Annotated in this window: 17 protein-coding genes; 8 read left to right on the top strand and 9 right to left on the bottom strand. The window is 72.7% G+C overall.

The window, feature by feature from the left end:
• Window positions 1-5 precede the first annotated feature (5 nt).
• Both ASG88_RS19035 and ASG88_RS19040 read right to left on the bottom strand, forming a co-directional pair.
• Complete coding sequence (locus tag ASG88_RS19035; RefSeq protein WP_162259877.1) at window positions 6-3,692, bottom strand: PKD domain-containing protein; 3,687 nt, start codon at window positions 3,690-3,692, stop codon at window positions 6-8.
• 142 nt (window positions 3,693-3,834) lie between these two features.
• On the bottom strand, window positions 3,835-6,012 hold the full coding sequence (locus ASG88_RS19040; RefSeq protein ID WP_056889024.1) for a glutamine synthetase III: 2,178 nt from the start codon (window positions 6,010-6,012) through the stop codon (window positions 3,835-3,837).
• A 194-nt stretch (window positions 6,013-6,206) separates the two neighbouring features.
• Between ASG88_RS19040 and ASG88_RS19045 the strand changes: the two genes are divergently transcribed.
• The 4 genes from ASG88_RS19045 to ASG88_RS19060 all read left to right on the top strand — a co-directional run bounded on the left by ASG88_RS19045 (window position 6,207) and on the right by ASG88_RS19060 (window position 11,869).
• Window positions 6,207-8,225 carry an MFS transporter gene (locus ASG88_RS19045; protein ID WP_056889025.1) on the top strand — a complete coding sequence of 673 codons (2,019 nt, stop codon included), beginning with the start codon at window positions 6,207-6,209 and terminating at the stop codon, window positions 8,223-8,225.
• Window positions 8,226-8,301: 76 nt separating this feature from the next.
• Window positions 8,302-9,900 (top strand): GMC family oxidoreductase, encoded by a 1,599-nt coding sequence (locus ASG88_RS19050; protein ID WP_056889026.1) that lies wholly within the window; start codon window positions 8,302-8,304, stop codon window positions 9,898-9,900.
• Window position 9,901: 1 nt separating this feature from the next.
• Window positions 9,902-11,458, top strand: coding sequence for an aldehyde dehydrogenase family protein (locus tag ASG88_RS19055; protein ID WP_082600753.1), 1,557 nt, complete (start codon window positions 9,902-9,904; stop codon window positions 11,456-11,458).
• Between the two features lie 3 nt (window positions 11,459-11,461).
• A complete protein-coding gene (locus ASG88_RS19060) occupies window positions 11,462-11,869 on the top strand; it encodes a YccF domain-containing protein (RefSeq protein WP_056889027.1) in 408 nt (135 codons plus the stop codon).
• A gap of 11 nt (window positions 11,870-11,880) precedes the next feature.
• Here the strand turns inward: ASG88_RS19060 and ASG88_RS19065 are convergent, their stop codons facing one another.
• From ASG88_RS19065 to ASG88_RS23945, 3 genes are all read right to left on the bottom strand, one after another.
• On the bottom strand, window positions 11,881-12,540 hold the full coding sequence (locus tag ASG88_RS19065; protein WP_056889028.1) for a maleylpyruvate isomerase family mycothiol-dependent enzyme: 660 nt from the start codon (window positions 12,538-12,540) through the stop codon (window positions 11,881-11,883).
• Window positions 12,537-13,337 (bottom strand): disulfide bond formation protein DsbA, encoded by an 801-nt coding sequence (locus ASG88_RS19070; protein ID WP_200956504.1) that lies wholly within the window; start codon window positions 13,335-13,337, stop codon window positions 12,537-12,539. The genes ASG88_RS19065 and ASG88_RS19070 overlap by 4 nt, the downstream gene beginning before the upstream one ends.
• Before the next feature lie 61 nt (window positions 13,338-13,398).
• Complete coding sequence (locus tag ASG88_RS23945; protein ID WP_056889029.1) at window positions 13,399-15,294, bottom strand: helix-turn-helix domain-containing protein; 1,896 nt, start codon at window positions 15,292-15,294, stop codon at window positions 13,399-13,401.
• Between the two features lie 117 nt (window positions 15,295-15,411).
• Here ASG88_RS23945 and ASG88_RS19080 point away from each other — a divergent pair, with 117 nt between their 5' ends.
• Window positions 15,412-15,654, top strand: a complete 243-nt coding sequence (locus tag ASG88_RS19080) for a hypothetical protein (RefSeq protein ID WP_157559831.1) — start codon at window positions 15,412-15,414, stop codon at window positions 15,652-15,654.
• Here ASG88_RS19080 and ASG88_RS19085 read toward each other — a convergent pair.
• On the bottom strand, window positions 15,651-16,550 hold the full coding sequence (locus ASG88_RS19085; protein WP_056889031.1) for an NAD-dependent epimerase/dehydratase family protein: 900 nt from the start codon (window positions 16,548-16,550) through the stop codon (window positions 15,651-15,653). The two genes, ASG88_RS19080 and ASG88_RS19085, sit on opposite strands and share 4 nt — an antisense overlap.
• Before the next feature lie 41 nt (window positions 16,551-16,591).
• Window positions 16,592-17,431, bottom strand: coding sequence for a universal stress protein (locus tag ASG88_RS19090; protein ID WP_056889032.1), 840 nt, complete (start codon window positions 17,429-17,431; stop codon window positions 16,592-16,594).
• A gap of 400 nt (window positions 17,432-17,831) precedes the next feature.
• Between ASG88_RS19090 and ASG88_RS19095 the strand changes: the two genes are divergently transcribed.
• Window positions 17,832-18,569: a GAF and ANTAR domain-containing protein gene (locus ASG88_RS19095; RefSeq protein ID WP_056889033.1), complete on the top strand. Its 738-nt coding sequence runs from the start codon at window positions 17,832-17,834 to the stop codon at window positions 18,567-18,569.
• Window positions 18,570-18,617: 48 nt separating this feature from the next.
• The gene (uvrA, locus tag ASG88_RS19100; protein ID WP_414858649.1) at window positions 18,618-21,065 is read left to right on the top strand and encodes an excinuclease ABC subunit UvrA; all 2,448 of its coding nucleotides are present in this window, start codon (window positions 18,618-18,620) and stop codon (window positions 21,063-21,065) included.
• 1 nt (window position 21,066) lies between these two features.
• Here the strand turns inward: uvrA and speB are convergent, their stop codons facing one another.
• Window positions 21,067-22,080, bottom strand: coding sequence for an agmatinase (gene speB / locus ASG88_RS19105; RefSeq protein WP_056889035.1), 1,014 nt, complete (start codon window positions 22,078-22,080; stop codon window positions 21,067-21,069).
• Window positions 22,081-22,084: 4 nt separating this feature from the next.
• Window positions 22,085-22,708 (bottom strand): hypothetical protein, encoded by a 624-nt coding sequence (locus tag ASG88_RS19110; protein WP_056889036.1) that lies wholly within the window; start codon window positions 22,706-22,708, stop codon window positions 22,085-22,087.
• A 143-nt stretch (window positions 22,709-22,851) separates the two neighbouring features.
• Here ASG88_RS19110 and ASG88_RS19115 point away from each other — a divergent pair, with 143 nt between their 5' ends.
• Window positions 22,852-23,244, top strand: a complete 393-nt coding sequence (locus tag ASG88_RS19115; protein ID WP_056889037.1) for a PLDc N-terminal domain-containing protein — start codon at window positions 22,852-22,854, stop codon at window positions 23,242-23,244.
• The last annotated feature ends 24 nt before the right edge of the window (window positions 23,245-23,268 follow it).

A 23,268-nucleotide genomic window follows, 5' to 3' on the forward strand; every position in this document is an offset into this window, starting at 1 on the left:
GTCCCTCAGCCGTTGGGCGCGGGCCGCAGCATCACCGTCCACGTGCTCGCCATCCCGGTCGTGTCGTCGGTCCGGGCCTCGAGACCACCCTGCGACCCGGCGGACCCCGCCCCGCCACCGTCGGTGACGAGGGTGAGGACCCGGCCGCTGCCCTCGCCGGTGGTGGAGTCGCGCACGACCTCCTGGGCGGGACCCGTCAGTGTCGTGACGGTGGACGACTTGACCGCCCAGTAGGAGATCCGCCAGGCCCCGTCGTCGACGTTGGCGACGACCGGCGTCTGGTGGGTCGCGCTGGTGCCCTGCTTGGCCGCACCGGCCCAGGCTCCCACCGGGTTGTCGGGGTGCGCTCCGCGGTAGACGAGCAGGGTCGTCGCTGCCTTGGTCCGGAGGTCGACCGAGACGGACACCTGGTCGCCGGCGTCCCCGTCCTGGGCGACCCGGGACCACGCGGTCGTCCTCGACGTGCCGTCGACGACGGGAGCACCGAGCCGGCTCCACCCCGGGCCCGGGCCCGTCACCACGGTCTCGGAGCGGTTCTCGGTCAGGAAGAGGAGCATCGCGTCACCCTGCTCCGTCGTGGCGGGCACGGTCACCGGGAAGGTGAGCGCGTTGCGGTTGACCGAGCTGGCACCGACCGGCGTGATCTCCCCCGGCTGGGTGGCCCCGGTCTCGACCTCGACGGACCGGGTGGTCGCGTCGGTCGCGCCGAGCGGGTCGGTCACCGTCAGCGTCACGTCGTAGGCACCCGCAGCCCCGTAGGTGTGGCTCGGCGTGCTCCCGGCCCCGGTGTCACCGTCACCGAACGACCATGCGTACTGCAGGTCGTCGCCGTCCGGGTCCTGCGAGCCCGAGGCGTCGAACGTGCACGCGAGCCCGTCGCAGCCGGAGGTGAAGGCGGCGACGGGGTCGCCGTTGGCGCGCACCGCACCGACCACGACCGTCGAGGTCGCCGTCGCTCCCGCGTCGTCGGTGACCGTCAGGGTCACCTCGTAGTCGCCCGGGGCGTCGTAGGTGTGGGTGGGCGCAGCCCCGCTGCCCGACGTGCCGTCCCCGAAGTCCCACGCGAGCTGGAGCGGGCCGCCCTCGGGGTCGGAGCCGCTCCCGGTGAACCCGCAGGTCAACACTGTGCAGGACCCGGCGGCGGCGGCGGTCGGCGGCTGGTTGACCGCGACGGTGCCCTCCCCGGCCACGATGGTGCGGTAGCGCCACGTCCCGTCCGTGCTGAGCGTGGTGGGACCTCCGGTGACGCGCCCGTCCGCGAACGGCACCGAGCGCAGGGCACCGTCGGCCGAGGAGCCGTAGAGGACGCGGTCGCCCGCGAGGGTCATGCCGGCCACGGCCCCGAGGCCCACCCCACCGGAGTCGGCGACGAAGGTCTGGGCTCCGACCACCCGGCTCTCGGGGGTGAAGTAGCGGTAGAACAGCCGGTCGTCGTTGAAGACGGTGTAGTAGATCCGGTGGGTGCCGGGGTCGTAGAAGGTGCCGGTGAGGTTGGCGATCGCGAACGGGATGCGCTCCCCGGTGTCGGGGTCGTCGTAGAGGTTGACGGTCTGCTGGCTGCCCACGGCGCCCGTGGACGGGTCGAACGAGCGACGGTAGAAGCCCCCGTCGGGCAGGCCGTAGTAGAGCGTCCCGTCGACCAGGAAGCCTCCGCGCAGCCGCGACCAGTCGATCGCGGTGTTGACCGGGGTCGCGGCACCGGTGGGCGCGCCGGTGGCGTCGACGGACCGTCGCAGCAGGGCACCCTCGGTGGCGGTCGGGTCGGCGGCCGCGGGGTCGACGATCTCGATCGCGTTGATCAGGGGGTTCTCGGTGATCGCGCGGAGGTCCACGTCGATCCCGTCGGCGTCGGCGGTGATCGGGAACGACCGCATCGTGCCGCGGTTGTCGCCCGCCGCGGCGACGATGTCGAAGCGCGACAGCCTCGTCACGCCGTCGATGAGCACGTCGAACACCCGGGCGCCGACGGTGCCGGTGCCGTCGTACTGGTTGGCGAAGTAGAGGCGCACCTCGACCGCTCGACCCGGAGCGACCGGGAAGTTCCAGTCCTGGGCGCCGTAGCGCTCCGTCACGAACACCTCCGGCGGGGTGCCGTCCGGCACCGTGCTGTCGACCGGCACCGCAGCGCCCCAGCCGGCAGCGCTGCCTCCGCTGACGACCCCGTTGTCGGTGCTCCACTCCGGGCCGCCGTCCCCGGACTGCAGCGCAGGTCCGCCGGCGTTGGACCGGAAGAGCACTCCCGCCCCCGCGCCCGTGGTGCGCTCGGCGAGGAACAGGTCGTTGGGCAGCCGGGCCGCCTCCACGGCCGGCACCGTGGTGCCGCCGGCCAGCGGCATGAACGCGATGCGCGCATGCCTCTCCCCGCCCAGGGAGTTGGTGTCGCTGCCGACCCAGAGGCCCTGGGGCGTCGCGTGCAGGGCCTGCGCCCCGACCCCCCGCGCGCGTCCCGGGTTCCACGAGAGCGGCAGGCCGTTGACCGGGTCGAGCGCGGCGATCCCTTCGCGCGGGACCGCGCCGGGCCCGGCCTGGTCACCCTGGAAGGAGTTGTTGGACCAGCGCTGGTGGCCGCCGACGTAGACCGCGCTGCCGGTGACCGCGACGCCATAGAGGGTGTCCCCACCGCTGTAGTTGGCCCATGTGGGGTCGTTGCCCGACGACGACGTCTCCCAGCGCGTGGTCGTGTCGCACAGGGTGCCGCTCGACGCACCGCCGGCGAACGCGCCGGTGGTGTTGACCGCGAACCAGCTGCCGTCGGGGGCGAAGTCGACGTCGCGCATGAACGTGTCGAACACGGCGGCGCAGTTGTTGTGGGCCCGGTCGAACCGGTTGGTCGCCCACGACGCGACCGTCGCACTCGGACCGCTGGTGTCGAGCATCGCGATCTGCACCCGCGGCTGGCCGCCGACCGTGGCGAAGTTGCCCACGGCGACCAGGCGGCTGCCGTCGGCGCTGACGTCGAACCGCTTGATGACCGTGCCGCCCCCACCGCCGTTGGCGGGGTCGTAGACGCCCGTGAACGGGACGTCGAGGCTGGACGACACCGCCCCGGTCGAGGCGTCGAGCACGGCCAGCCTGCTGCGTGGCGTCGTCGTCGTGCCCGAGCGGATGCCGGAGAAGCTGCCGCCGACGTAGAGGCGGGATCCGCGGACCACGACCTCGTTGACGCCGCCGTCGGGCACCGCGTTGAAGGAGCCGACGACCGCGCCGCCGGCGGTCAGCTTGACCACCCGCCGGATCGCGCTGTTGCCGCCGACGGAGCCGAAGCTGCCCCCGACGTAGACGTGGGTCCCGTCGGTGTCGAGCGAGTTGACCGCCCCACCGAGGTTGGGGTTGAAGGCGGTGTCGATGGCTCCGGTGGTCGCGTCGAAGGCGAAGATGCGGTTGCGGACCAGGTCGTCGCCGGTGTTGGTGAAGGTGCTCGACGGGCTGACCGAGGTGAAGGTCCCGGCCGCGATGACCTTGTTGCCGATCTGCGTCACCGCGTCGACCGAGCCGTTCATGACGTGCGGTGTCACGTTGACCGGGTCGTCGGAGACCACCTGCTGACCGTGGTCCGCGTTGACCGCCACGGCCGGTGCCGGCACCGCCGCACCGGCGGCGAGGAGGAGCCCGCTCGCGAGCACCGCCCCCGCGGACCGTCCTCGGGACCGGCGGGCACCGAGCGGGTGGTGGGCATGGTGGTGCGTGTGCATCGGACCTCCGAGTGGCAGCGCCGTCCCCCGTAGGCCGACTGTCTGCTCGACCCTAGGAGCCGATCCGGCCCCCGACATCGTCGAAGGTGGGTATGTGCCTCACCCCGCCGGAGCCCGCCCGGCGGCTGCCGCGGAGCACGACTCAGAGGATGTAGAGCATCTCCTGGTAGGTCGGCAGCGGCCACAGGTCGTCGGCGACGAGGGTCTCCAGCGTGTCGGCCGCGGCGCGGACCGAGGCCATCGCGGGGATGACCGAGTCACGCATGAACGTCGCGGCCTCGAGCAGGTCCACCGGGTGCTCGTGGGCGATCGCCGCCGTCAGGTCGGCGAGACCGGCCCGCAGCTCCGTGATGTGGGCGCTGATGGTCTCGAGGCCCGAGGAGTCGGCGTCGATGCCGGCGGCCTTCAGGGCGACGACGTTCTGGGCGAGCTCGGTCTGGTAGCGCGTGGCCGCCGGCAGGATCGTCGTCGTACCGATCTCGAGGGTCAGGTTGGCCTCGACCGCGACGGCGAGGACGTACTGCTCGGCACCGATCTCGAAGCGGCTGTGGGCCTCGTGCTCGTTGAACACGCCGTACGTCGCGAACAGCTCGATGGCCTCGGGCGAGATCAGCTCGGGCAGCGCGTCGACCGTGGTGCGCAGGTTCTTCAGCCCGCGCTGCTCGGCCTCGATCGGCCACTCGTCCGAGTAGCCGTTGCCGTTGAAGATGACCGCCCCGTGGTCGGCGACGATCTCGGCCAGCAGCGTCTGGACCGCCTCGTTGAAGTCGGTGCCGGCGGCGACGGCCTCCTCGAGCGTGGTGGCGCAGTGGTCGAGCGCCTCGGCCATGATCGTGTTGAGCATGACCATCGGGCCGGCGACGGTCTGGTTGGAGCCCGGGGCGCGGAACTCGAACCGGTTGCCGGTGAAGGCGAACGGCGAGGTGCGGTTGCGATCACCCGGGTCCTTGGTGAGGTTGGGCAGCGTGTCGACGCCGATGGTGAGCGTGCCCTTCTCCTTGGAGCGGGTCGCGCCACCCTTGGCGATCTGGTCGAACACGTCGGCCAGCTGGTCGCCGAGGAAGATCGAGATGATCGCGGGCGGGGCCTCGTTGGCGCCGAGGCGGTGGTCGTTGGACGCCGAGGCGACCGAGACACGCAGCAGGCCGCCGTACTTGTGCACGGCGCGGATGACCGCGGCGCAGAACACGAGGAACTGGGCGTTGTCGTGCGGGGTGTCGCCGGGCACGAGCAGGCTGCCGAGCTCGGAGCTGCCGAGGGAGAAGTTGACGTGCTTGCCCGAGCCGTTGACGCCCTCGAACGGCTTCTCGTGGAAGAGGCACTCCATGCCGTGCTTCTTGGCGACGGCCTTGAAGGTGGTCATCAGCAGCTGCTGGTGGTCGGAGGCCTCGTTGGCCCGCTCGAACATCGGCGCCACCTCGAACTGGCCGGGCGCGACCTCGTTGTGGCGGGTCTTGGCGGGGATGCCGAGCTTGAAGAGCTCCCGCTCGGTGTCCATCATGAAGCCGAGCACGCGCGAGGGGATCGCCCCGAAGTAGTGGTCGTCGAACTCCTGGCCCTTCGGCGGCTTGGCCCCGAAGAGGGTGCGACCGGCGTTGAGCAGGTCCGGGCGGGCGAGGAAGAAGTGGCTGTCGACCAGGAAGTACTCCTGCTCGGGACCGCAGTAGGCCACCACGTTCTCGGGGTCCTGGTGGCCGAAGAGCTGGAGCACCCGCCGGGCGTGCACCGCCATCGCCTGCTGCGAGCGCAGGACCGGGGTCTTGTGGTCGAGCGCCTCCCCGGTCATCGAGATGAAGATGGTGGGGATGCAGAGCGTGTTGCCGTTGGGGTTCTCGAGGATGTACGCCGGGCTCATCACGTCCCAGCCCGTGTAGCCGCGTGCCTCGAACGTGTTGCGCAGGCCGCCGTTGGGGAAGGACGAGGCGTCCGGCTCGCCCTGGGTCAGGGTCTTGCCGGAGAACGACGCGAACGCGGTGCCGTCGCCGACCGGGTCGAGGAAGCTGTCGTGCTTCTCCGCGGTCAGGCCGGTCAGCGGGTAGAAGACGTGGGCGTAGTGGGTCGCGCCCTTCTCCAGGGCCCAGTCCTTCATCGCCGACGCGATCGCGTCCGCGACGTCGGGGTCGAGGGGCGTGGACTTCTCGATGGTCGAGAGGACCGACTTGTAGACCGCCTTCGGCAGCCGCTTCTGCATCACGGTGAGGCTGAAGACGTTCTCGCCGAAGATCTCGCCGGGCTCCTCGCCGGGGTCGAAGGTGATCGGCGGCGGCACGAAGGCCTCGACGGCGGTGATGGCAGACAGTCGGACCGGGTTGGCGCTCACAGCAGGCTCCTCAGGCGTACGCCGCTCTCCGCGGCACTGCGGCGACCGTACGGCGGCCACATGTCGGTCTCGTTTCGTGGCGGTGACGTCCGGAGGCAGGGACGGGACTGTGTCGGAGGACACACAGGGTGCGCCGAGGGCACCCGCGGCCGCCGCTAGGGTCGCCGCATGGGAGTCGACGGGCGGGATCACCGGTGACGGCGACCGCGACCACCTCGACGGTGGCGCCCGAGCAGACGGGTCGCTCCCGGCAGATCGTGCTGGTGCTCGCCCTCTGCGGCACGGCGGTCTCGCTCATGCAGACGCTGGTCGTGCCCCTGCTGACCGACTTCCCCCGGCTGCTCGGCACGACGCCGGACAACGCCGCGTGGCTGGTGACGGTCACGCTGCTCACCAGCGCCGTCGCGACGCCGATCCTGTCCCGCCTCGCCGACATGCACGGCAAGCGCCGGATGATCGTCGTCTCGCTGGTCGCCCTGCTCCTCGGGTCCCTGCTCGGCGCTCTGAGCGACTCGCTCGCGCTCCTCATCGTGGCCCGGATGCTCCAGGGCTTCGCGCCGGCCCTCATCCCGATCGGCATCTCGACGATGCGCGACGAGCTGCCGCCGGAGCGGATCGGCGGCGCCGTCGCCCTGATGAGCGCCACGCTGGGCATCGGCGGCGCCGTGGGGCTCCCCCTGTCGGGGGTGATCTACGAGGCCTTCGGCTGGCAGGCCGTCTTCTGGGGCAGCGTCGTCATGTCGGTCGTGATGCTCGTGCTCGTCCTGACGGTGGTGCCGGAGTCGGGGGTCCGCACGCCCGGTCGCTTCGACTGGCTGGGCGCGATCCTCATGTCCATCGCGCTGACGGCCCTCCTGCTCGGCATCTCCAAGGGCGGCGCCTGGGGCTGGACCTCCCAGTGGACGGTCCTGTCCTTCGTGGTCGCCGTCCTGGTCTTCTCGATGTGGGCCCCGTGGGAGCTCCGCACCGGCGAGCCGCTGGTGGACCTGCGCACCTCGACGCGTCGGCCGGTGCTGCTCACCAACATCGCGTCGCTGCTGGCCGGCTTCGCGATGTTCACCAACCTGCTCGTCGCCACCCAGCAGCTGCAGATCCCGGTCGAGACCGGCGTGGGGTTCGGGCTCGGGGTCACCGAGGCCGGTCTGGCGATGCTCCCCGGCGGCATCCTGATGGTCCTGATGGCGCCGGTGTCGGCGTCGATCACCCGCCGCTTCGGGGCCCGGATCACCCTGATCCTCGGTCTGGGCATCACGGGCCTGGGGTACGTCGTCCGGGTGCTGCTCGACGCCTCCCTCGGACAGCTGGTCCTCGGCGTGGCCGTGGTCTCCGTCGGCATCGCGGTGAGCTTTGCCGCGATGCCGGTGCTGATCATGCAGTCGGTGCCGATCAGCGAGACGGCGGCGGCCAACGGGCTCAACACCGTCGTGCGCTCCATCGGCACATCGACGTGCTCGGCGACCGTCGCCGCGGTGCTGACGGCCGGGACCGTCGCCGGCGGGCTCTATCCCTCCGAGGGTGCCCTGCACTCGATGAGCTGGCTCGCCGCAGTCGCGGCGTTCCTCGGCGCCGGCGTCGCCTTCCTCATCCCCGCCCGCCTCTCGCCCGTCCTGGCCGCGCGTGCCGCCGGACCCGTCGTACGACCCGCGCCCGCGCGCGGCGACTCGGTCCGCCGCGCGGACTCCGGCACCGAGGTGGTGGTGCGCGGCCGGGTGCGTCGCCCGGACGGCCAGGCGGCCCGGTTGGCGGTGGTCTCGGTGCTCGAGCCGAACGGTCGCCAGGCGGACTGGGCACGCGCCGACAACGACGGCCGCTGGTCGGTCGTGCTGCCCGGCGCCGGGGAGTACCTCGTCGTCTACGCGGCCGAGGGGTGGGCGGCCCGATCCGAGCTGCGGCACCTCTCCCCCGACTCCGCGCCCCTGCTCGAGATCGACCAGCGGCTCACGGTGGCCGGCGTGGTGTCCCGCGGGGGCTGGCCGATCGACGACGCGCTCGTCGTGCTCACCGACGCCTCCGGCGAGTCCGTGGGGGCGACCCGGACCGACGACGAGGGCCACTACGAGCTCGGCCTCCCGCCGCTGGGGCGCTACGTCCTCACCGCCCTCGACCCGCGCACCGGGACCGCCGAGTCCGAGGACGTCGTCATCAGTGCCCAGCGGCGACGCTTCAACGTCGTCCTGCCCGACCTGCCGGACCGCCCGGAAGGGGCCGACTGACCCTTGCTGCCGGTGGTCGCCCTCCCTAGGGTGCGAACGAGGGGCCACGCGGGCCGCTCTGGGCGAGGAGGATGTCGTGGGCGACCGGGAGAGCTTCGACTACATCGTGGTGGGAGCCGGCAGCGCCGGCGCCGTCGTGGCGGCGAGGCTGAGCGAGGATCCGGGCACCTCGGTGCTGCTGCTCGAGGCGGGCGGTGAAGCGGTCGGTGACGAGATCACCATCCCGGCAGCCTTCCCCAACCTCTTCAAGACGAAGTGGGACTGGAACTACACGACCAGCGAGCAGAAGCAGCTCGAGGGCCGTCGTGCCTACTGGCCGCGGATGAAGGCGCTCGGCGGCTGCTCGTCGATGAACGCGATGATCTACATCCGTGGCCACCGGGCCGACTACGACGCCTGGCGCGACGCGTACGGCGCGACGGGCTGGGGGTACGACGACGTGCTCCCCGCCTTCGTCCGGTCGGAGGGCAACACCCGCCTGGGCGGGCCGTTCCACGGCCAGGACGGGCCGCTGCACGTCGAGGACCGGCGCTACACCCACCCGTTGACGACCGCCTGGGTCGAGTCGGCGGTGGCCGCGGGCTTCAAGCCCACCGACGACTTCAACGGCGCCGAGCAGGAGGGTGCCGGGCTCTACCAGGTGACCTGCCGCAAGGGCCGCCGCTGGTCGACCGCGAACGCCTACCTCGACCCCGCCCGGGACCGGCCCAACCTCACCATCCGCACCGGCGCGCTCGTCGAGCGGATCCTCGTCGAGGGCGGCCGCGCCGTCGGCGTGACCTACCAACACGGACCCGCCACCCACACGACGTACGTCGACGCGGAGGTCGTCCTGTCCGGGGGTGCCGTCAACTCCCCCCAGCTGTTGATGCTGTCCGGCATCGGCCCCGGCGCGCACCTGCGCGAGGTGGGCGTCGACGTCCTGGTCGACCTCCCCGGCGTCGGCCAGAACCTCCACGACCACCCGGCCGCCCCGCTCGTCTTCCGCACCCGCGGCGTCTCGGACCTGGCGGACCACAACAACCTCGTCCAGTTCGCCCGGGCGAAGGCGACCGGCACCGGCCCGCTCGTCTCCAACATCGGCGAGGGCGGCGGGTTCTGGCGCACCCGCGACGACCTCGAGGCCCCCGACCTGCAGGTGCACGTGGCCCCGAGCGGCTTCTACGACAACGGCCTGCACGAGGCGACGAGCCGCAACGTCACCGTCGCACCGACGCTGGTCAGCGTGCAGAGCCGTGGCACCCTCCGCCTGCGTTCCACCGACCCGCGCTGGCACCCGGACATCGACCCCGGCTACTACGACGACCAGGCCGACCTCGATGCCATGGTCGCCGGCGTCCGCCGCCTGCTCGAGACGGTCTCCACGGGTCCGCTGGCCGAGCACGTCGCCGGTCCCGGGCTGCCCACGATGGAGGGCTGGGGCCCGGATCCCTCCGACGCGCAGATCGAGACCCACCTGCGCGCCTACACGCAGACGCTCTACCACCCGGTCGGCACCTGTGCGATGGGCGGCGACGAGCGCGCCGTCGTCGACCCCGAGCTGCGGGTGCGGGGCGTCGAGGGCCTCCGCGTCGCCGACGCCAGCGTGATGCCGGTCGTCCCGCGTGGCAACACCAACGCCCCCTCGGTCATGGTCGGCGAGCGTGCCGCCGACCTCCTGCGCGGAAAGGCCTGACATGACGACCCACGACAAGCTCGAGTCGATCAACCCCGCCACCGGCGACGTCGTCGGCATCCACACCGTCGACGACACCGCCTCCGTGGACGCGGCCGTCGCCCGTGCCCGGGAGGCCAGCCACTGGTGGGCCGGCCTCGGCTTCGACGGCCGCGCGGAGGTGCTGGGTCAGTGGCGCGGCGTCCTGACCCGCCGGATGGCCCAGCTCGGTGACGTCGTGCACCAGGAGACGGGCAAGCCCCACGGCGACGCGCAGCTCGAGATCGGGCTCGCGATCGACCACCTCGCCTGGATCGGGTCGCACGCCGGGAAGGTGCTCGGTCGACGGCGCGTCTCCCCGGGTCTGCTGCTGGCCAACCAGGCCGCCTCGGTGGAGTACCTCCCGCTGGGCGTCGTCGGGGTCATCGGCCCCTGGAACTACCCGGTCTTCACCCCGATGGGCTCGATCGCCTACGCCCTCGGCGCCGGCAACGCCGTGGTCTTCAAGCCCAGCGAGCTGACGCCCGGCGTCGGCGTCTGGCTGGCCGAGAGCCTGCGCGAGGTGGTGCCGGACCGCGACCTCCTGCAGGTCGTCATCGGCGGCGGCGAGACCGGCGCGGCGCTGTGCCGGGCCGACATCGACAAGCTCGCCTTCACCGGGTCGACCCGGACCGCCAAGGTGGTGATGGCCACCTGCGCCGAGAACCTCACTCCGGTGCTCATCGAGGCCGGCGGCAAGGACGCGATGCTCGTCGACCACGACGCCGACGTCGACGCCGCCGCCGACGCGGCCGCCTGGGGTGCGTTCTCCAACGCCGGCCAGACCTGCACCGGCATCGAGCGGATCTACGTGCACGACCGGGTCCACGACCGGTTCGTCGCGGAGCTGACCCGGCGGGCCGGCACGATCCACGCCGGCACCGACGCAGAGGCACAGCTCGGGCCGATGACGATGCCGAGCCAGGTCGACGTCGTACGCCGCCACGTCGAGGACGCGCTGGCCCGGGGAGGTCGGGCCGTGGTCGGCGGGGTCGACGCCGTGGGCGACCGGTTCATCCAGCCGACCGTGCTCGTCGACGTGCCCGAGGACTCCGCCGCGATCCGCGAGGAGACCTTCGGGCCGACCGTCACCGTGCGCCGGGTGCGTGACATGGACGAGGCCGTCGAGCTGGCCAACGCCACCCGCTACGGCCTGGGTGCGTCGGTGTTCTCCGCGGCACGCGGCCCCGAGCTGGCCCGTCGCCTGCGGTCGGGGATGACCTCGATCAACTCCGTGATCTCGTTCGCCGCCGTCCCCGGTCTGCCCTTCGGCGGCGTCGGCGATTCCGGCTTCGGCCGCATCCACGGCCCCGACGGGCTCAAGGAGTTCACCTACGCCAAGGCCGTCACCCGGGTGCGGTTCAAGCCGGTGCTCAACCTGACCACCTTCGACCGCACGCCGGAGCAGGACAGTGCGATGGCCTCCTTGCTCACCGCCCTGCACGGGCGCGCGACCCAGCTGCCGAAGGTGCCCCGCCGTCCGATCGCCACCCTGCGCGAGCGCGCCGGCCGGGGTCCGCGACAGTCCGGGCGGTCCTGACCCGTGCAGACGATCGGCAACATCCTGTGGCTGGTGCTCGCGGGGTTCTGGCTCGCGATCGGCTACGTCATCGCCGGGTTGCTCGCCTTCGTGCTCATCGTGACGATCCCCTTTGGGATCGCCTCCTTCCGGTTGGCCGCCTTCGTCCTGTGGCCGTTCGGCCGGACGACGACCTGGCGCCGCGACGCGGGCATCTGGTCGGTCATCGGCAACGTCGTGTGGGTCGTCTTCTTCGGCTGGGAGCTGGCCCTGCTGCACCTGGTCACGGGTCTGTTGCTCATGATCACGATCATCGGGATCCCCTTTGGCATCGCCTGCTGGAAGATGATCCCGCTGTCGCTGCTCCCCCTCGGGCGCCAGATCGTCCCGCTCTCCAGCGTGTCCCGGGACCCGTACGGCCTCCCGACCTGACCGGGCGGGGCTCAGCGCTTGGCCCGGGCCAAGCGGAGCCGCTCGGCCAGGACGCCGGCGCCCTCGCCCTCGAGCTGCGGCAGCACCACGGGACGACCGGTGATCAGCAGCAGCAGGGCCAGCACGGGTCCCCGGACCTCCGGTCCGTCACTGACCGTCCAGTCGGTGTCGGTCGCGGCCAGGCGGAGGCCGTCGTGGGGCAACGCCCGGAAGACCTTCGCCTTCCGCGAGTTCCGGTCGCCCCACACCCGCGACGCGGCCGTCGCCGCGACCGTGGGCGGCACCTCGAGGGCGCGGCCCGTCGGAACGGCGATGTCCTGGCCGTGGACGACGATGTCGATGAGGGTCTCGTACGGCGTGACCCCGACGTTGTGCCGGCGCGAGCCGACCATGGCGCGGATCTCCGCGACGATCTCCTCGGGCGCGAGCGCGGCCCGGTCCCGGGCGGACGCGTGGATGACGTGGTTCAGGCTGCCGGGGTGCCGCAGGGCGCTGTGGACGGCCGACCCGAGCCCCATCTGCTGGAGGGTGAGGTGGGCCGCCACGTCGCGGACGCTCCAGCCCTCGCACAGTGACGGTCGGCCCCACTCCCTCGGTGTGAGCTCGCCGAGCAGGTCCGCCGTCCGCAGCCGCTGCGCGTCGATGGCGGCCCAGAGCTCGTCGTCGTTCATGGGTGTTCACCCTGGTGCTGGTCCTCCGGCTGGTAGAGCACGTCCGGAGGGGAGGTGCGGGTGCGCTTCAGCTCGAAGAAGTCGGGTGATCCGGTCACCAGCCTGATGCCGTCGAAGAGGCGGAGCGCCGCGTCCCCCCGGGGTACGGCGTTGAGGACCGGGCCGAAGAAGGCGGCTCCGTCCACGTGGACCACGGGCGTACCGACGTCCGGTCCGACGGGGAGGATGGCCTCGTCGGTGCTGCGGCGCAGCGCGTCGTCGTAGTCGTCGACCCCGGCAGCGTCGGCGAGGTCGGCCGGCAGGCCCGTGGCGACCAGCGCGTCGAGCGTGGCGGCGCGGTACTCCTGCGGCGACGGGAAGCGCCACCGGTCGAATATCCTGTCGCCGAACTCGCCGTGCCAGGCGCGCAGGGCCTCGGGACCGTGGTGCGTGGTCACGGCGGTCGCCACCCGGGAGGGTCCGACCATCCCGCGGTAGCGGTCCTGCAGGACCCCGCCCTCGTTGAGGAGGTGCAGGCTCATGACGTGGTGGCGCACGTCTACCTCCCGATGACGGCCCACCTCCCGCAGCCAGCACGCGACCAGCCAGGTGTAGGGACACACCGGGTCGAGGTAGAGGTCGACGACGGTCGTCGGACCCCGAGGTGCCGTGAGCCTCGCCCGCGCGACCTCGGTGCGATGGTTCGAGCCCGGCGGCGGGGCGTGGCCGTCGACCTTGGTCCGGTACGCCGTGGTGACGGCCTCCCACAGCGCCAGGTCGGACCTGCGGTCCACAGGACGGGTGTCGGGCTTCTGCATGGGTCCCAGAGTCCTCGTCCACGGTCGTCGACCGCATCGTGCGAACTACTCATCGACGTGCTCATCGGGGCCGGGTCCGCTCGATCCACACCGCGATCTGGGCCCGGTTGGTGAAACCGAGCTTGCCCAGGACGTGCTGCACGTGGTTCTGCGCGGTGCGCTCGGAGATGACCAGCCTCTCGGCGATCTCCCTGTTGCTCAGGCCGTCGGCGACCAGGCCGGCGATCTCGCGCTCCCGGGCGCTGAGCGGGTCGTCGGCCGCGGCCAGCCGTTCCAGGCGCTCCACCCACGGTGGCATGGCCAGCGTGCGGGCCAGCGGCAGCGCCTCGCGGGCCAGGATCCGCGCGGCGAGCGGGTCCCCCGCACGGTCCAGCGTCTCGGCGAGCAGGCAGTCGGCCTCGACCCGCGTGGCGGGCGCACCCACCTCCGCGCACAGGGCGCTCGCCCGCCGCAGGTCCGCCAGTGCCGCACCCCAGTCGCCGAGGGCGCTCGAGCACACGCCGGTCGTCAGCTCGACCGGCCCGAGGAAGTTGGTGGCCCCGGCCCCGCCGACGACGTACCGGCCGCGATAGGGCTCGAGCGCCGCGCGGAAGTAGCGGACGTCGTCGACCGCGCCCACGCCGGAGGCCACCCGGGCGCCGATCGCCCACACCAGCAGCAGGCTCATCCGGGGGGCGTCCCACCGTTGTGGCGCACCACAGCGCTGGTAGAGCGCGGCCGCCTCGTCGGTGCGGCCGTTGTCGACCAGCGCGAACGCCCGGCCGAGGTGGGCGAACATCGTCCAGCGCGCGTCCGGGCCGAACTCCCAGGACGCGGGATCGAGCAGCGCGGAGTGACCGCGGTAGTGACCGAGCCACATCTGGAACGACACCGCAGCGCCATGGGCGGCCGGATGGCCGATGCCCTCGAACAGGGCGACCGCCTCCTCCTCGAGGCGCTCGGCCGCCTCGAACTCGGCCCGGACCTCGGCCAGCGCCGCCCGGGTCACCAGCAGGTGCCACCGCGCGTAGGGACCACCGACGCGTCCGACGCAGCTGGCGAGCCGGCTCGTCTCGGCCGCGATCGAGCCGAGGTCACCGCCGAACCACAGCGCGTCGATGCGCCACAGGCGTCCCCACATCTCGACCTCCGCGCGCCCCGTCGACGTCCCGAGGTCCACCATGCGCCGGGCGAGGTGGGCCAGCTCCTCGACGTCGTCGGGTCCGCTGGTGGCCAGCTGGCGAGCCGTGAGCGCCTCGACGAGGAGGTCCGGCTCGCCGAGCTCCTCGGCGCGACGGAGGCAGTCCTCACTCGCCGCGAACGCCTCGTCCCAGCGTCCCGAGTACGCCGCCGCCTGCGTGCGTCGGGCCAGCAACCGGACGCGGGTCCCCGCGTCGAGTGCCGGGTCGGCCAGGGCCTCGGTGCACCACTGGTAGACGTCGCCGTCCCACGTGGCGTCGCCCACCGGCCACAGGGTCGACGCAGCGGCCGCGAGCAGCTCCGTCGAGCCGGACCGACGGCCGGCCGCCACGGCGGCACGTGCCGCCGCACGCGCGGTCGTGAGATCGCCGTCGCGCAGCGACGCGGCTGCGAGGCGGATCTGGAGCCGCGCGCGGTCCTCCGGGTCGAGGGCGCCGGCGACGGCTGCGGACAGGTGCCGCGCGACCTGGGCGTCGTCGGCGTCGGGCTCGGACTCGAGCACCTCGGCGATCCGCCCGTGGAGGGCCGACCGGGAGGCCAGGGGCAACCGGTCTTCGATCGCCCTCCGGGCGTGCTCGTCGGCGAACCACACCTCGCCGGTCTCGGTCTCGGCCACCAGCGCGCCTGCTCGCACGGCGCGGTCCACCACCGCGAGACCCTCGCCCGGATCGAGGTCGAGGACCCTCGCGACGACGGCGAGGCGGCACCGCGGCCCTGCGACAGCGACCACGTCGAGCAACCGGTCCAGGACCGGGTCGTCCGCAGCCGCGGTGGTCATCCGCCCAGTCTGGCAACCCGGGGCCCGTGCGGGCAATCACCCCCACTCAGCCCTCAAAATTGAGCAGGTTCGCGTCGTGGCCACCCTGCGTGGCCCCACGTCGGGAAACATCGCGCCATGACAGAGGTGACCGTCGACTGGCGGACCGTGGCCATCGACTCGCTGAGGGGCGCGGCCGACGACTTCGCCGTCCGCGCGCAGCTGCAGGAGACGTCCCGGGACAGTGCGCGGCCCGGCACCGGCCGGCACCACCACCACGCCCACTCGGCCACCCTGTGGCGCCTGGCCGAGCAAAGCCTCCGGGCCCGCATCAGCGAGCTGGAGCTCCCGTCCGCCCCGTGGACCCGGGCTGGTCCCTAGGAGGCGGCGGGGTCCGGCAGGACGTCGCGCCAGGAGTGCTCCGGAGCGAAGCCGACGAGCTCGCGTGCCTTGTCGATGGAGTAGAACGTCTCGTCGCGGCCCATCTCGCGGCGCAGCTCCACCCCGTCGTAGAACCGCTCGCGGATCTCGTCTGTCGTCGCGGCCACCGACATGTCGGCGTTGGCGACGTTGAAGACCTCGTAGCCCAGCCCGTCGGTCTCCAGGCAGCGCTGCACCATCCGGGACAGGTCCCGGGTGTCGATGTAGGCGAAGACGTTGCGACGCCGCAGCGCGGGGTCCTCGAGGAAGGCCGGGAACATCTCGGCGTACTCGTGCGGCTCGATGACGTTGTTGATCCGCAGGCCGTAGATGTCGGCACCGGTGCGGGCATGGAAGGACCGCGCCGTCACCTCGCCGGCGACCTTGGACATCGCGTAGGAGTCCTCCGGGACGGTCGGGTGCTCCTCGTCGACCGGCAGGTAGAGCGGCCGACGCTCGCCCTGGGCGAAGCAGATCCCGTAGGTCGTCTCCGAGGAGGCGAAGACGACCTTGCGGATGCCGAGACGCGTCGCCGCCTCGAGCACGTGGTAGGTGCTCAGGACGTTCGTCGCGTACGTCGCGGAGTCGGCAGTGCGCAGGATGGCGGGCACCGCCGCGAAGTGCACGACCGCGTCGTACGACGGCTTCTCCGGCAGGTCGAGCTCGTCGAAGGTCGCCAGCCCGGCCAGCGCCGAGTAGGTCTCCCCCGCGTCGGTGAGGTCGACCCGGAGGTCGGCGACGTCGGGATGTCCCAGCGGGACGAGGTCGGCGTTGGTGACCTGGTGGCCCTGGGCTGCGAGGAAGGGGGCGACGTGCTTGCCGGCCTTGCCGCTGCCGCCGGTGAAGAGGATGCGCATGGCTCACCCAACCAGCCCCGACGCCGGATCCTTCCCCCGGGTCAGCGGGGACCGTGCACGAGGCGGGCGGGCACCAGCTCCACGGCGCACCGCGCCAGGTGCAGGACACCGCGCGAGGTGGGACCGAGGGCCGGGGCGGAACTCGCGTCGGACGTGCGCGACACCAGGAGCACGGTGCCCGGACCGACGCTGTCCATCAGTGCCTCGGCAGGGGACGACCGCACCACGTCGACCCGCACGTGGACCCGGGGGTGCCTCCGACGGGGCACCACCAGGTGCTCCTCGACGAGCGCCGTCAGGCCGGGCACCCAGCCCGGGTCGTGTCCCCGCGGGGTCGGTGGGTCGCGGCGGGACCCCTGCGCGCGACCGGCGTGCACGACCTCGAGGTCGCAGTGCCACCGCTCGGCCGCGGCGAAGGCCTCCTCCAGCAGCGCCTCGTCCTCGTGCGGCGGCCACCTCAGGCCGACCACCACCCGGCGGACCACCGTGGGTCCGGCCTCGCGCGGCACCACCGTGACCGGGCAGGCGGCCCTGGTCGCGAGCACCGAGGACAACGCCCCCGGTCGCCATGGGTCGGTGGGTGCCTCCTCGGAGGAGCCGACGACCAGCAGCGCCGCGGACTCCGCGTGCGCCACCAGGGACTCGGCGACGGGCCCGCTGAGCAGGGTCGGGATCACCGGCACGAGCGGAGCCTCCGCGGCGGCCACCTGCTGGGCCCGCCGCAGCGCACCCACCCGCACCTCCTCCAGCCCGCCTGCGGGCCGCGCGGTGCCGGGACGGAGGACGTGGACCAGCTCCAGCGGGGTGCCGCGCGCGGCGGCCTCCCGAGCGGCGTACGAGGCCGCGACGTCGGCGTCCCGACCGCCGGCGACCGCGGCCACGACGTGGTCCCGTCGGCGCGAGTCCCCTCCCCCTGCGGGGGGGCTCGAGCCGACGGGACCTGGTGCGGATGGCGCACCGATCCCCGTCGGCGACCGGTGTCGACTGCTGGCTGCGTGAGCCGTGGGCATCATCAACTCCGGTCATCTCACGGAGCGGTGCTCGGCGTGGGCACCGTCCCCCGCGGGCTCTCGGTGTCCGTCCGAACGGGCGCCTATCCACACCCGAGGTCGAAGTTAGCAGCCGTCCTGCCGGGCAGGAAGAGGACCAAAGTCCCTAGGTGCGCACCCTCAGCGGCGTAGCGTGGACTTACCGAGTCACAGGAGTGGCGACAGGGGTCGGGTGGCACCACCTGGTGCCACGTGACCGCCCTTCGGACGACCTTGCAGGCGGGACCCGACAGTGGACCAGCAACCGCTCGACCTCTCGACGGCCTGCGTCGAGCTGCAGAACCTCATCCTCGACAGCCCCGACGTCACCGACTTCCTGCACCAGCTCGCGATGCTGGCCGCCGCGATCGTGCCCGCCACGCACTGCGGCATCACGATGCACCGCGCCGGCCAGGTCGCCACCGTGGTCAGCAGTGACGACGTCGCGACGCGGATGGACGAGGTCCAGTACACCCGCGGCCACGGACCGTGCCTGGAGGCCATCGCCCGGGGGGTCCGCGTCGAGGTGCCCGACATGTCGCTCGAGGTGAGGTGGGGCGACTACGCCGCCCACGCCGTGGCCCACGGCATCCTCAGCGTCGTCTCCGTGCCCCTGCGCATCGACGGCCACCCCGTGGCCGCCCTCAACCTCTATGCCGCTGTCCCCCGCGCCTTCACCGACGACGACGTCACCCGGGCCGAGGCGTTCGCCGGCCAGGCCGCCACCGCGCTGACGATCCTGCTGCGCCACGCCGGGCACACCGTCCTCGACGACGAGCTGCGTGAGGCGCTGGCCACCCGGGCCGTGATCGACCAGGCCCTCGGGATCCTCATGGTGACGCGCAGGATCACCTCTCGCGAGGCGTTCGAGGTCCTGCGCCATGCCTCGCAGACCACCAACCGCAAGGTCAGCGTCATCGCCGCCGAGCTCATCGAGACCATGACGGGCCACCCGCCCCAGCCGCCCCGCCCCCTCGCCGGGCGGCGGTGACCCGCCCGCAGGACACGGCGGGTCGTCCGTTAGACAGAGGCGGTGAACATCGAGGAGCGGGCCGGCTTCGTGCGCGTCCGCGGAGCACGCGAGCACAACCTCCGTGACGTGGACGTCGACCTGCCGCGCGACGCGATCGTCGCGTTCACCGGGGTCTCCGGCTCCGGCAAGTCCTCCCTCGCCTTCGGCACGTTGTACGCCGAGGCGCAGCGTCGCTACTTCGAGTCCGTCGCGCCCTACGCCCGTCGCCTGCTCCACCAGGTCGGGGCGCCCCACGTGCAGGAGATCACCGGCCTGCCCCCGGCGGTCGCGTTGCAGCAGCGGCGCGGCGCGGCCAGCTCCCGCTCCACGGTCGGCACCATCACCACGCTCTCCAACCTGCTGCGCATCCTCTACTCGCGGGTCGGCACCTACCCCGCCGGCGCCGACCACCTGGCGGCCGAGGCCTTCTCCCCGCACACCGCCGCCGGCGCCTGCCCCGAGTGCCACGGCCTCGGGGTCGTGCACGACGTGGCCGAGGACCTGCTCGTCCCCGACACGTCGCTGAGCATCCGCGACGGCGCGATCGCGGCGTGGCCGGGTGCCTGGCAGGGCCACAACCTGCGCCGGATCGTCAAGAACCTCGGCATCGACGTCGACCGTCCGTGGCGCGAGCTGTCGCCGGAGGACCGGCAGTGGCTCCTCTTCACCGACGAGCAGCCCTCGGTCCTGATCCGGCCGCAGGACAAGGACGGCGGCGGGGGCCGGGACTACCACGGCACCTTCCGCAGTGCCCGGCGGCACGTGCGCCAGGTGCTGGCCTCGTCGCCGAGCGAGGCGATGCGGGCCAGGATGACGCCGTTCGTCCGCAGCACCCCCTGCTTCACCTGCCACGGCAGCGGCGTGCGTCCCGAGGCCCTCGCGGTCACCTTCGCCGGGGCCTCGATCGCGGAGGTCAACGCGCTGCCGTTCACCGAGCTCGCCGACCTGCTCCGACCGTCGGTCACCGACGACGGCGACGACGTCGCCGGACGCATCAGCGGCGACCTGGTGGCCCGCATCGAGGTGCTGCTGGACCTCGGTCTCGGCTACCTCTCCCTGGGCCGCAGCTCGACGACGCTGTCGCCGGGCGAGGCGCAGCGCCTGCGGATCGCCACCCAGCTGCGCTCGGGACTCTTCGGCGTCGTCTACGTGCTCGACGAGCCCTCGGCCGGCCTGCACCCCGCGGACGCCGAGCCGCTGCTGGCGGTGCTCGACCGGCTCAAGGCGGCGGGCAACTCGCTCTTCGTGGTCGAGCACGACATGGACGTCGTACGCCGCGCCGACTGGGTCGTGGACATCGGGCCCGCCGCGGGCGAGGGCGGCGGCCGGGTCCTCTACTCCGGACCGATCGCCGGGTTGGAGGAGGTCGCCGAGTCCCCCACCAGTGCCCACCTCTTCGGTCGTGCCGAGCGGTTCCAGCACGCCCCCCGCACACCTGCGGGGTGGATCCACCTCGGCGGCGTCTCGCGGCACAACCTCCAAGACGTGTCCGTCGACCTCCCCCTGGGGACCCTGACCGCGGTGACCGGCGTCTCGGGCTCCGGGAAGTCGAGCCTGGTCGTCCAGGTCCTGGCCGAGGTCGTCCGGCGCCACCTCGGCCACCCGCCGGTCGACGTCGGGGACGAGGAGGAGGACCGGGACGCCGCGACCGGCGACCTCGACGTCCGCGAGGTGTCGGGCATCGACTCCTTCGACCGTCTCGTCGTCGTGGACCAGCGGCCCATCGGCCGGACGCCCCGGTCCAACCTGGCGACGTACACCGGGCTCTTCGACGCGGTCCGCAAGGTGTACGCCGCCACCCCCGAGGCGAGGGAGCGCGGCTACAACGCCGGCCGCTTCTCCTTCAACGTCGCCGCCGGACGCTGCGAGACCTGCCAGGGCGAGGGCTTCGTCTCGGTCGAGCTGGTGTTCCTGCCGAGCACCTACGCCCCCTGCCCGACCTGTCACGGCGCGCGCTACAACGCCGAGACCCTCGAGGTGACCCATCGCGACCGGACGATCGCCGACGTGCTGGCGATGTCGGTCGACGACGCCGCCACGTTCCTGGCCGACGTGCCGTCGGCCGCCCGCGGCCTGCAGACCCTGCGCGAGGTCGGGCTGGGCTACCTGCGGCTCGGACAGCCCGCGACCGAGCTCAGCGGCGGCGAGGCCCAGCGGATCAAGCTGGCCACCGAGCTGCAGCGCGCCAACCGCGGCCACTCGCTCTACCTCCTCGACGAGCCGACCTCGGGCCTGCACCCCTCCGACACCGACCTGCTGATGCGCCAGCTGCACCGGCTGGTGGACGCGGGCAACACGGTCGTGCTGGTCGAGCACGACCTGGACACCATCGCGACCGCCGACTGGGTCGTCGACCTCGGCCCCGGCGGTGGCGACGCGGGCGGGCAGGTCGTCGCCACCGGCACCCCGCGCGACGTGGCGGCGGCCGGCGTCGGGGTCACGGCGACCTACCTGGCACGCCGCATCCAGGGGTAGCTCAGCGACCGTCGAGCAGCGGCTGGGCGGGGTCCCACGTGGTCCCGTCGCGCTCGTCGCGGCGCCGCCGCGCGATCGCCGAGAGCGCCTCGAGCACGACCCGGTTGGCGAGCGCCGCGGTGATGTCGGCGTGGTCGTAGGGCGGGCTGACCTCGACCACGTCGATCCCGACGACCGGCAGCTCGAGGCAGATGCGGCGTACGGAGTCGAGCAGCTCGCGCGCCGTCAGGCCGCCGGGCTCCGGGGTGCCCGTGCCCGGTGCGTGCCCGGGGTCGCAGACGTCGATGTCGACCGACAGGAAGACGCCGTCGCACTCGTCGGTCGCGATCGTGAAGGCCTCGGTCAGGACGTCGGACAGCCCGCGGTGGACGATCTCGGTCATCTCGTAGGACCGCATCCGCTGCTCGGCCATCCAGCCCAGGGTCTCCGGCCCCGGCCAGTAGCCCCGCAGCCCGACCTGGAGGAACCGGTCGCCGCGCAGCGCGCCCGACTCGATCAGCCGGCGCATCGGCTGTCCGTGCCCCCACAGCGAGCCGAACTCGATGTCGCCGGTGTCGGCGTGCGCGTCGAAGTGGATCATCGACACCCGTCCGTGGCCGAGCACGTTGGCGACCCCCTTGGCGTCGGGGAAGGCGATCGAGTGGTCGCCCCCGAGCACGACCGGGATGGCCCCGGCACGGGTGACCTTCTCGACCGCCGCCTCGAGCACCCCGAGGGCCTTCTCGATGTCGCCGGGCGGCATCTCCACGTCGCCGGCGTCGAGGACCGTGAGGTCGGTGAGCCCGTCGGTCCGCAGCGCCAGGGACGGCCGGGACCCGTCGTGGCCCAGGTAGTCGGTCATCCGGATCGCCTGCGGCCCGAAACGGGTGCCGGGACGGTGGGAGGTGCCGCCGTCGAAGGGTGCGCCGACGATCACCACGTCGGCACCGGCGTACGACGCCTCGTCGTCCAGGTCGCAGGGGGCGACGCCGAGGAAGGTGATGTCGGGGCCGTACTGCCCGCCGTACCTGGTCATGCGGTCATGATGCTCGCGCGCCGGGGCCCTGACCAGCCGGCTCGCCCTGGTGCACGTCGAGGTGGAGCAACCGGCTGGCCAGGTCGACCCCGGGGCCGAGCAGCAGGATGACCGCGACCGTGCCGACGCCGACGGTCGCGCCGAGCAGCCATCCGAGGAGCGCTCCCCCGCCCTGCACGGCGCTGTAGCTCCACCGGAACGGCACGGGCGGGTCCCACGCCAGCGCGGCCGCCTCGGCCGGGCCCGCACCGGTGTGGCTGCCGAGGTAGACCGCGATCCCCACGGCGAGCACCGGGAACGCCCCGGCCAGCAGCAGCAGCCGCGGGCCCAGGCCGTCCGGGGTGTCGAGCACGTCGACGAGCAGCGACACGGTGACGCCCACGACGACCACCTGGACGACCGTGCCGACGCCGGGGAACACCCGTCGTACGGCGGCGAGGGCGACCAGCGTGACGCCGACCAGCAGGTTGGCGACCCAGAAGGCCAGGCCGGTGGCCAGGGCGATGCCGTTGACGAGCGTGGAGTAGCCGTCCGAGCCCAGGTCCGCGGTGAGGAAGAGGGCGACACCGGCGCCGAGCACCACACACCCCACCAGCAGCACGAGCAGTCGCCCCGGTGCGTACGTCACCAGCCCAGCATGACAGTCCGTCCACCGCCCCCGGACGCCGCAGGGTCATCCGAAACGTGGGATGTGGACGTCGTCGCGGCCGGGCAGGCTGGACGGGACGGGCCTGGAACCAGGCATCCTGCCGTCACGACTCAAGGACTGACATGGACTCGATCACTTCGGACTTCGGAGAAGTCCTCCTCTGGAGCTTCTGGTTCTTCATCTGGTTCGGCGCCATCATGGTGTGGTTCCGCTGCCTCTTCGACATGTTCGGCGACACCACGCTCAGCGGCTGGGCCAAGGCCGGATGGGCCATCGTGCTCGTCTTCCTGCCTTGGCTGGGCGCCCTGATCTACCTGATCGCCCGGGGCCGCAGCATGCAGGACCGTCAGGCGGCGGCCGTGCAGAAGCAGATGGACGAGCAGGCCAGCTACATCAGGTCGGTCTCGGGCACGCAGGCGGCGCCCGACCAGATCGCGAGCGCGAAGGCCCTGCTGGACGCCGGGACGATCGACGAGAGGGAGTTCGCCGCCCTCAAGGCCAAGGCACTGGCCTGAGCCCGGCCGGCCCGCCGGCCAGCC

This window comes from Nocardioides sp. Soil777, from assembly GCF_001428425.1.
In the GTDB taxonomy this organism is placed as follows: Bacteria; Actinomycetota; Actinomycetes; order Propionibacteriales; family Nocardioidaceae; genus Nocardioides; species Nocardioides terrigena.

Coding starts and splice junctions, on each gene's coding strand:
- ASG88_RS19035 (WP_162259877.1), bottom strand. CDS start 3,692: ATGCACACGCACCACCATGCCCACCACCCGCTCGGTGCCCGCCGGTCC.
- ASG88_RS19055 (WP_082600753.1), top strand. CDS start 9,902: ATGACGACCCACGACAAGCTCGAGTCGATCAACCCCGCCACCGGCGAC.
- ASG88_RS19065 (WP_056889028.1), bottom strand. CDS start 12,540: ATGAACGACGACGAGCTCTGGGCCGCCATCGACGCGCAGCGGCTGCGG.
- ASG88_RS19070 (WP_200956504.1), bottom strand. CDS start 13,337: ATGCAGAAGCCCGACACCCGTCCTGTGGACCGCAGGTCCGACCTGGCG.
- ASG88_RS23945 (WP_056889029.1), bottom strand. CDS start 15,294: ATGACCACCGCGGCTGCGGACGACCCGGTCCTGGACCGGTTGCTCGAC.
- ASG88_RS19080 (WP_157559831.1), top strand. CDS start 15,412: ATGACAGAGGTGACCGTCGACTGGCGGACCGTGGCCATCGACTCGCTG.
- ASG88_RS19085 (WP_056889031.1), bottom strand. CDS start 16,550: ATGCGCATCCTCTTCACCGGCGGCAGCGGCAAGGCCGGCAAGCACGTC.
- speB (WP_056889035.1), bottom strand. CDS start 22,080: ATGACCAGGTACGGCGGGCAGTACGGCCCCGACATCACCTTCCTCGGC.
- ASG88_RS19115 (WP_056889037.1), top strand. CDS start 22,852: ATGGACTCGATCACTTCGGACTTCGGAGAAGTCCTCCTCTGGAGCTTC.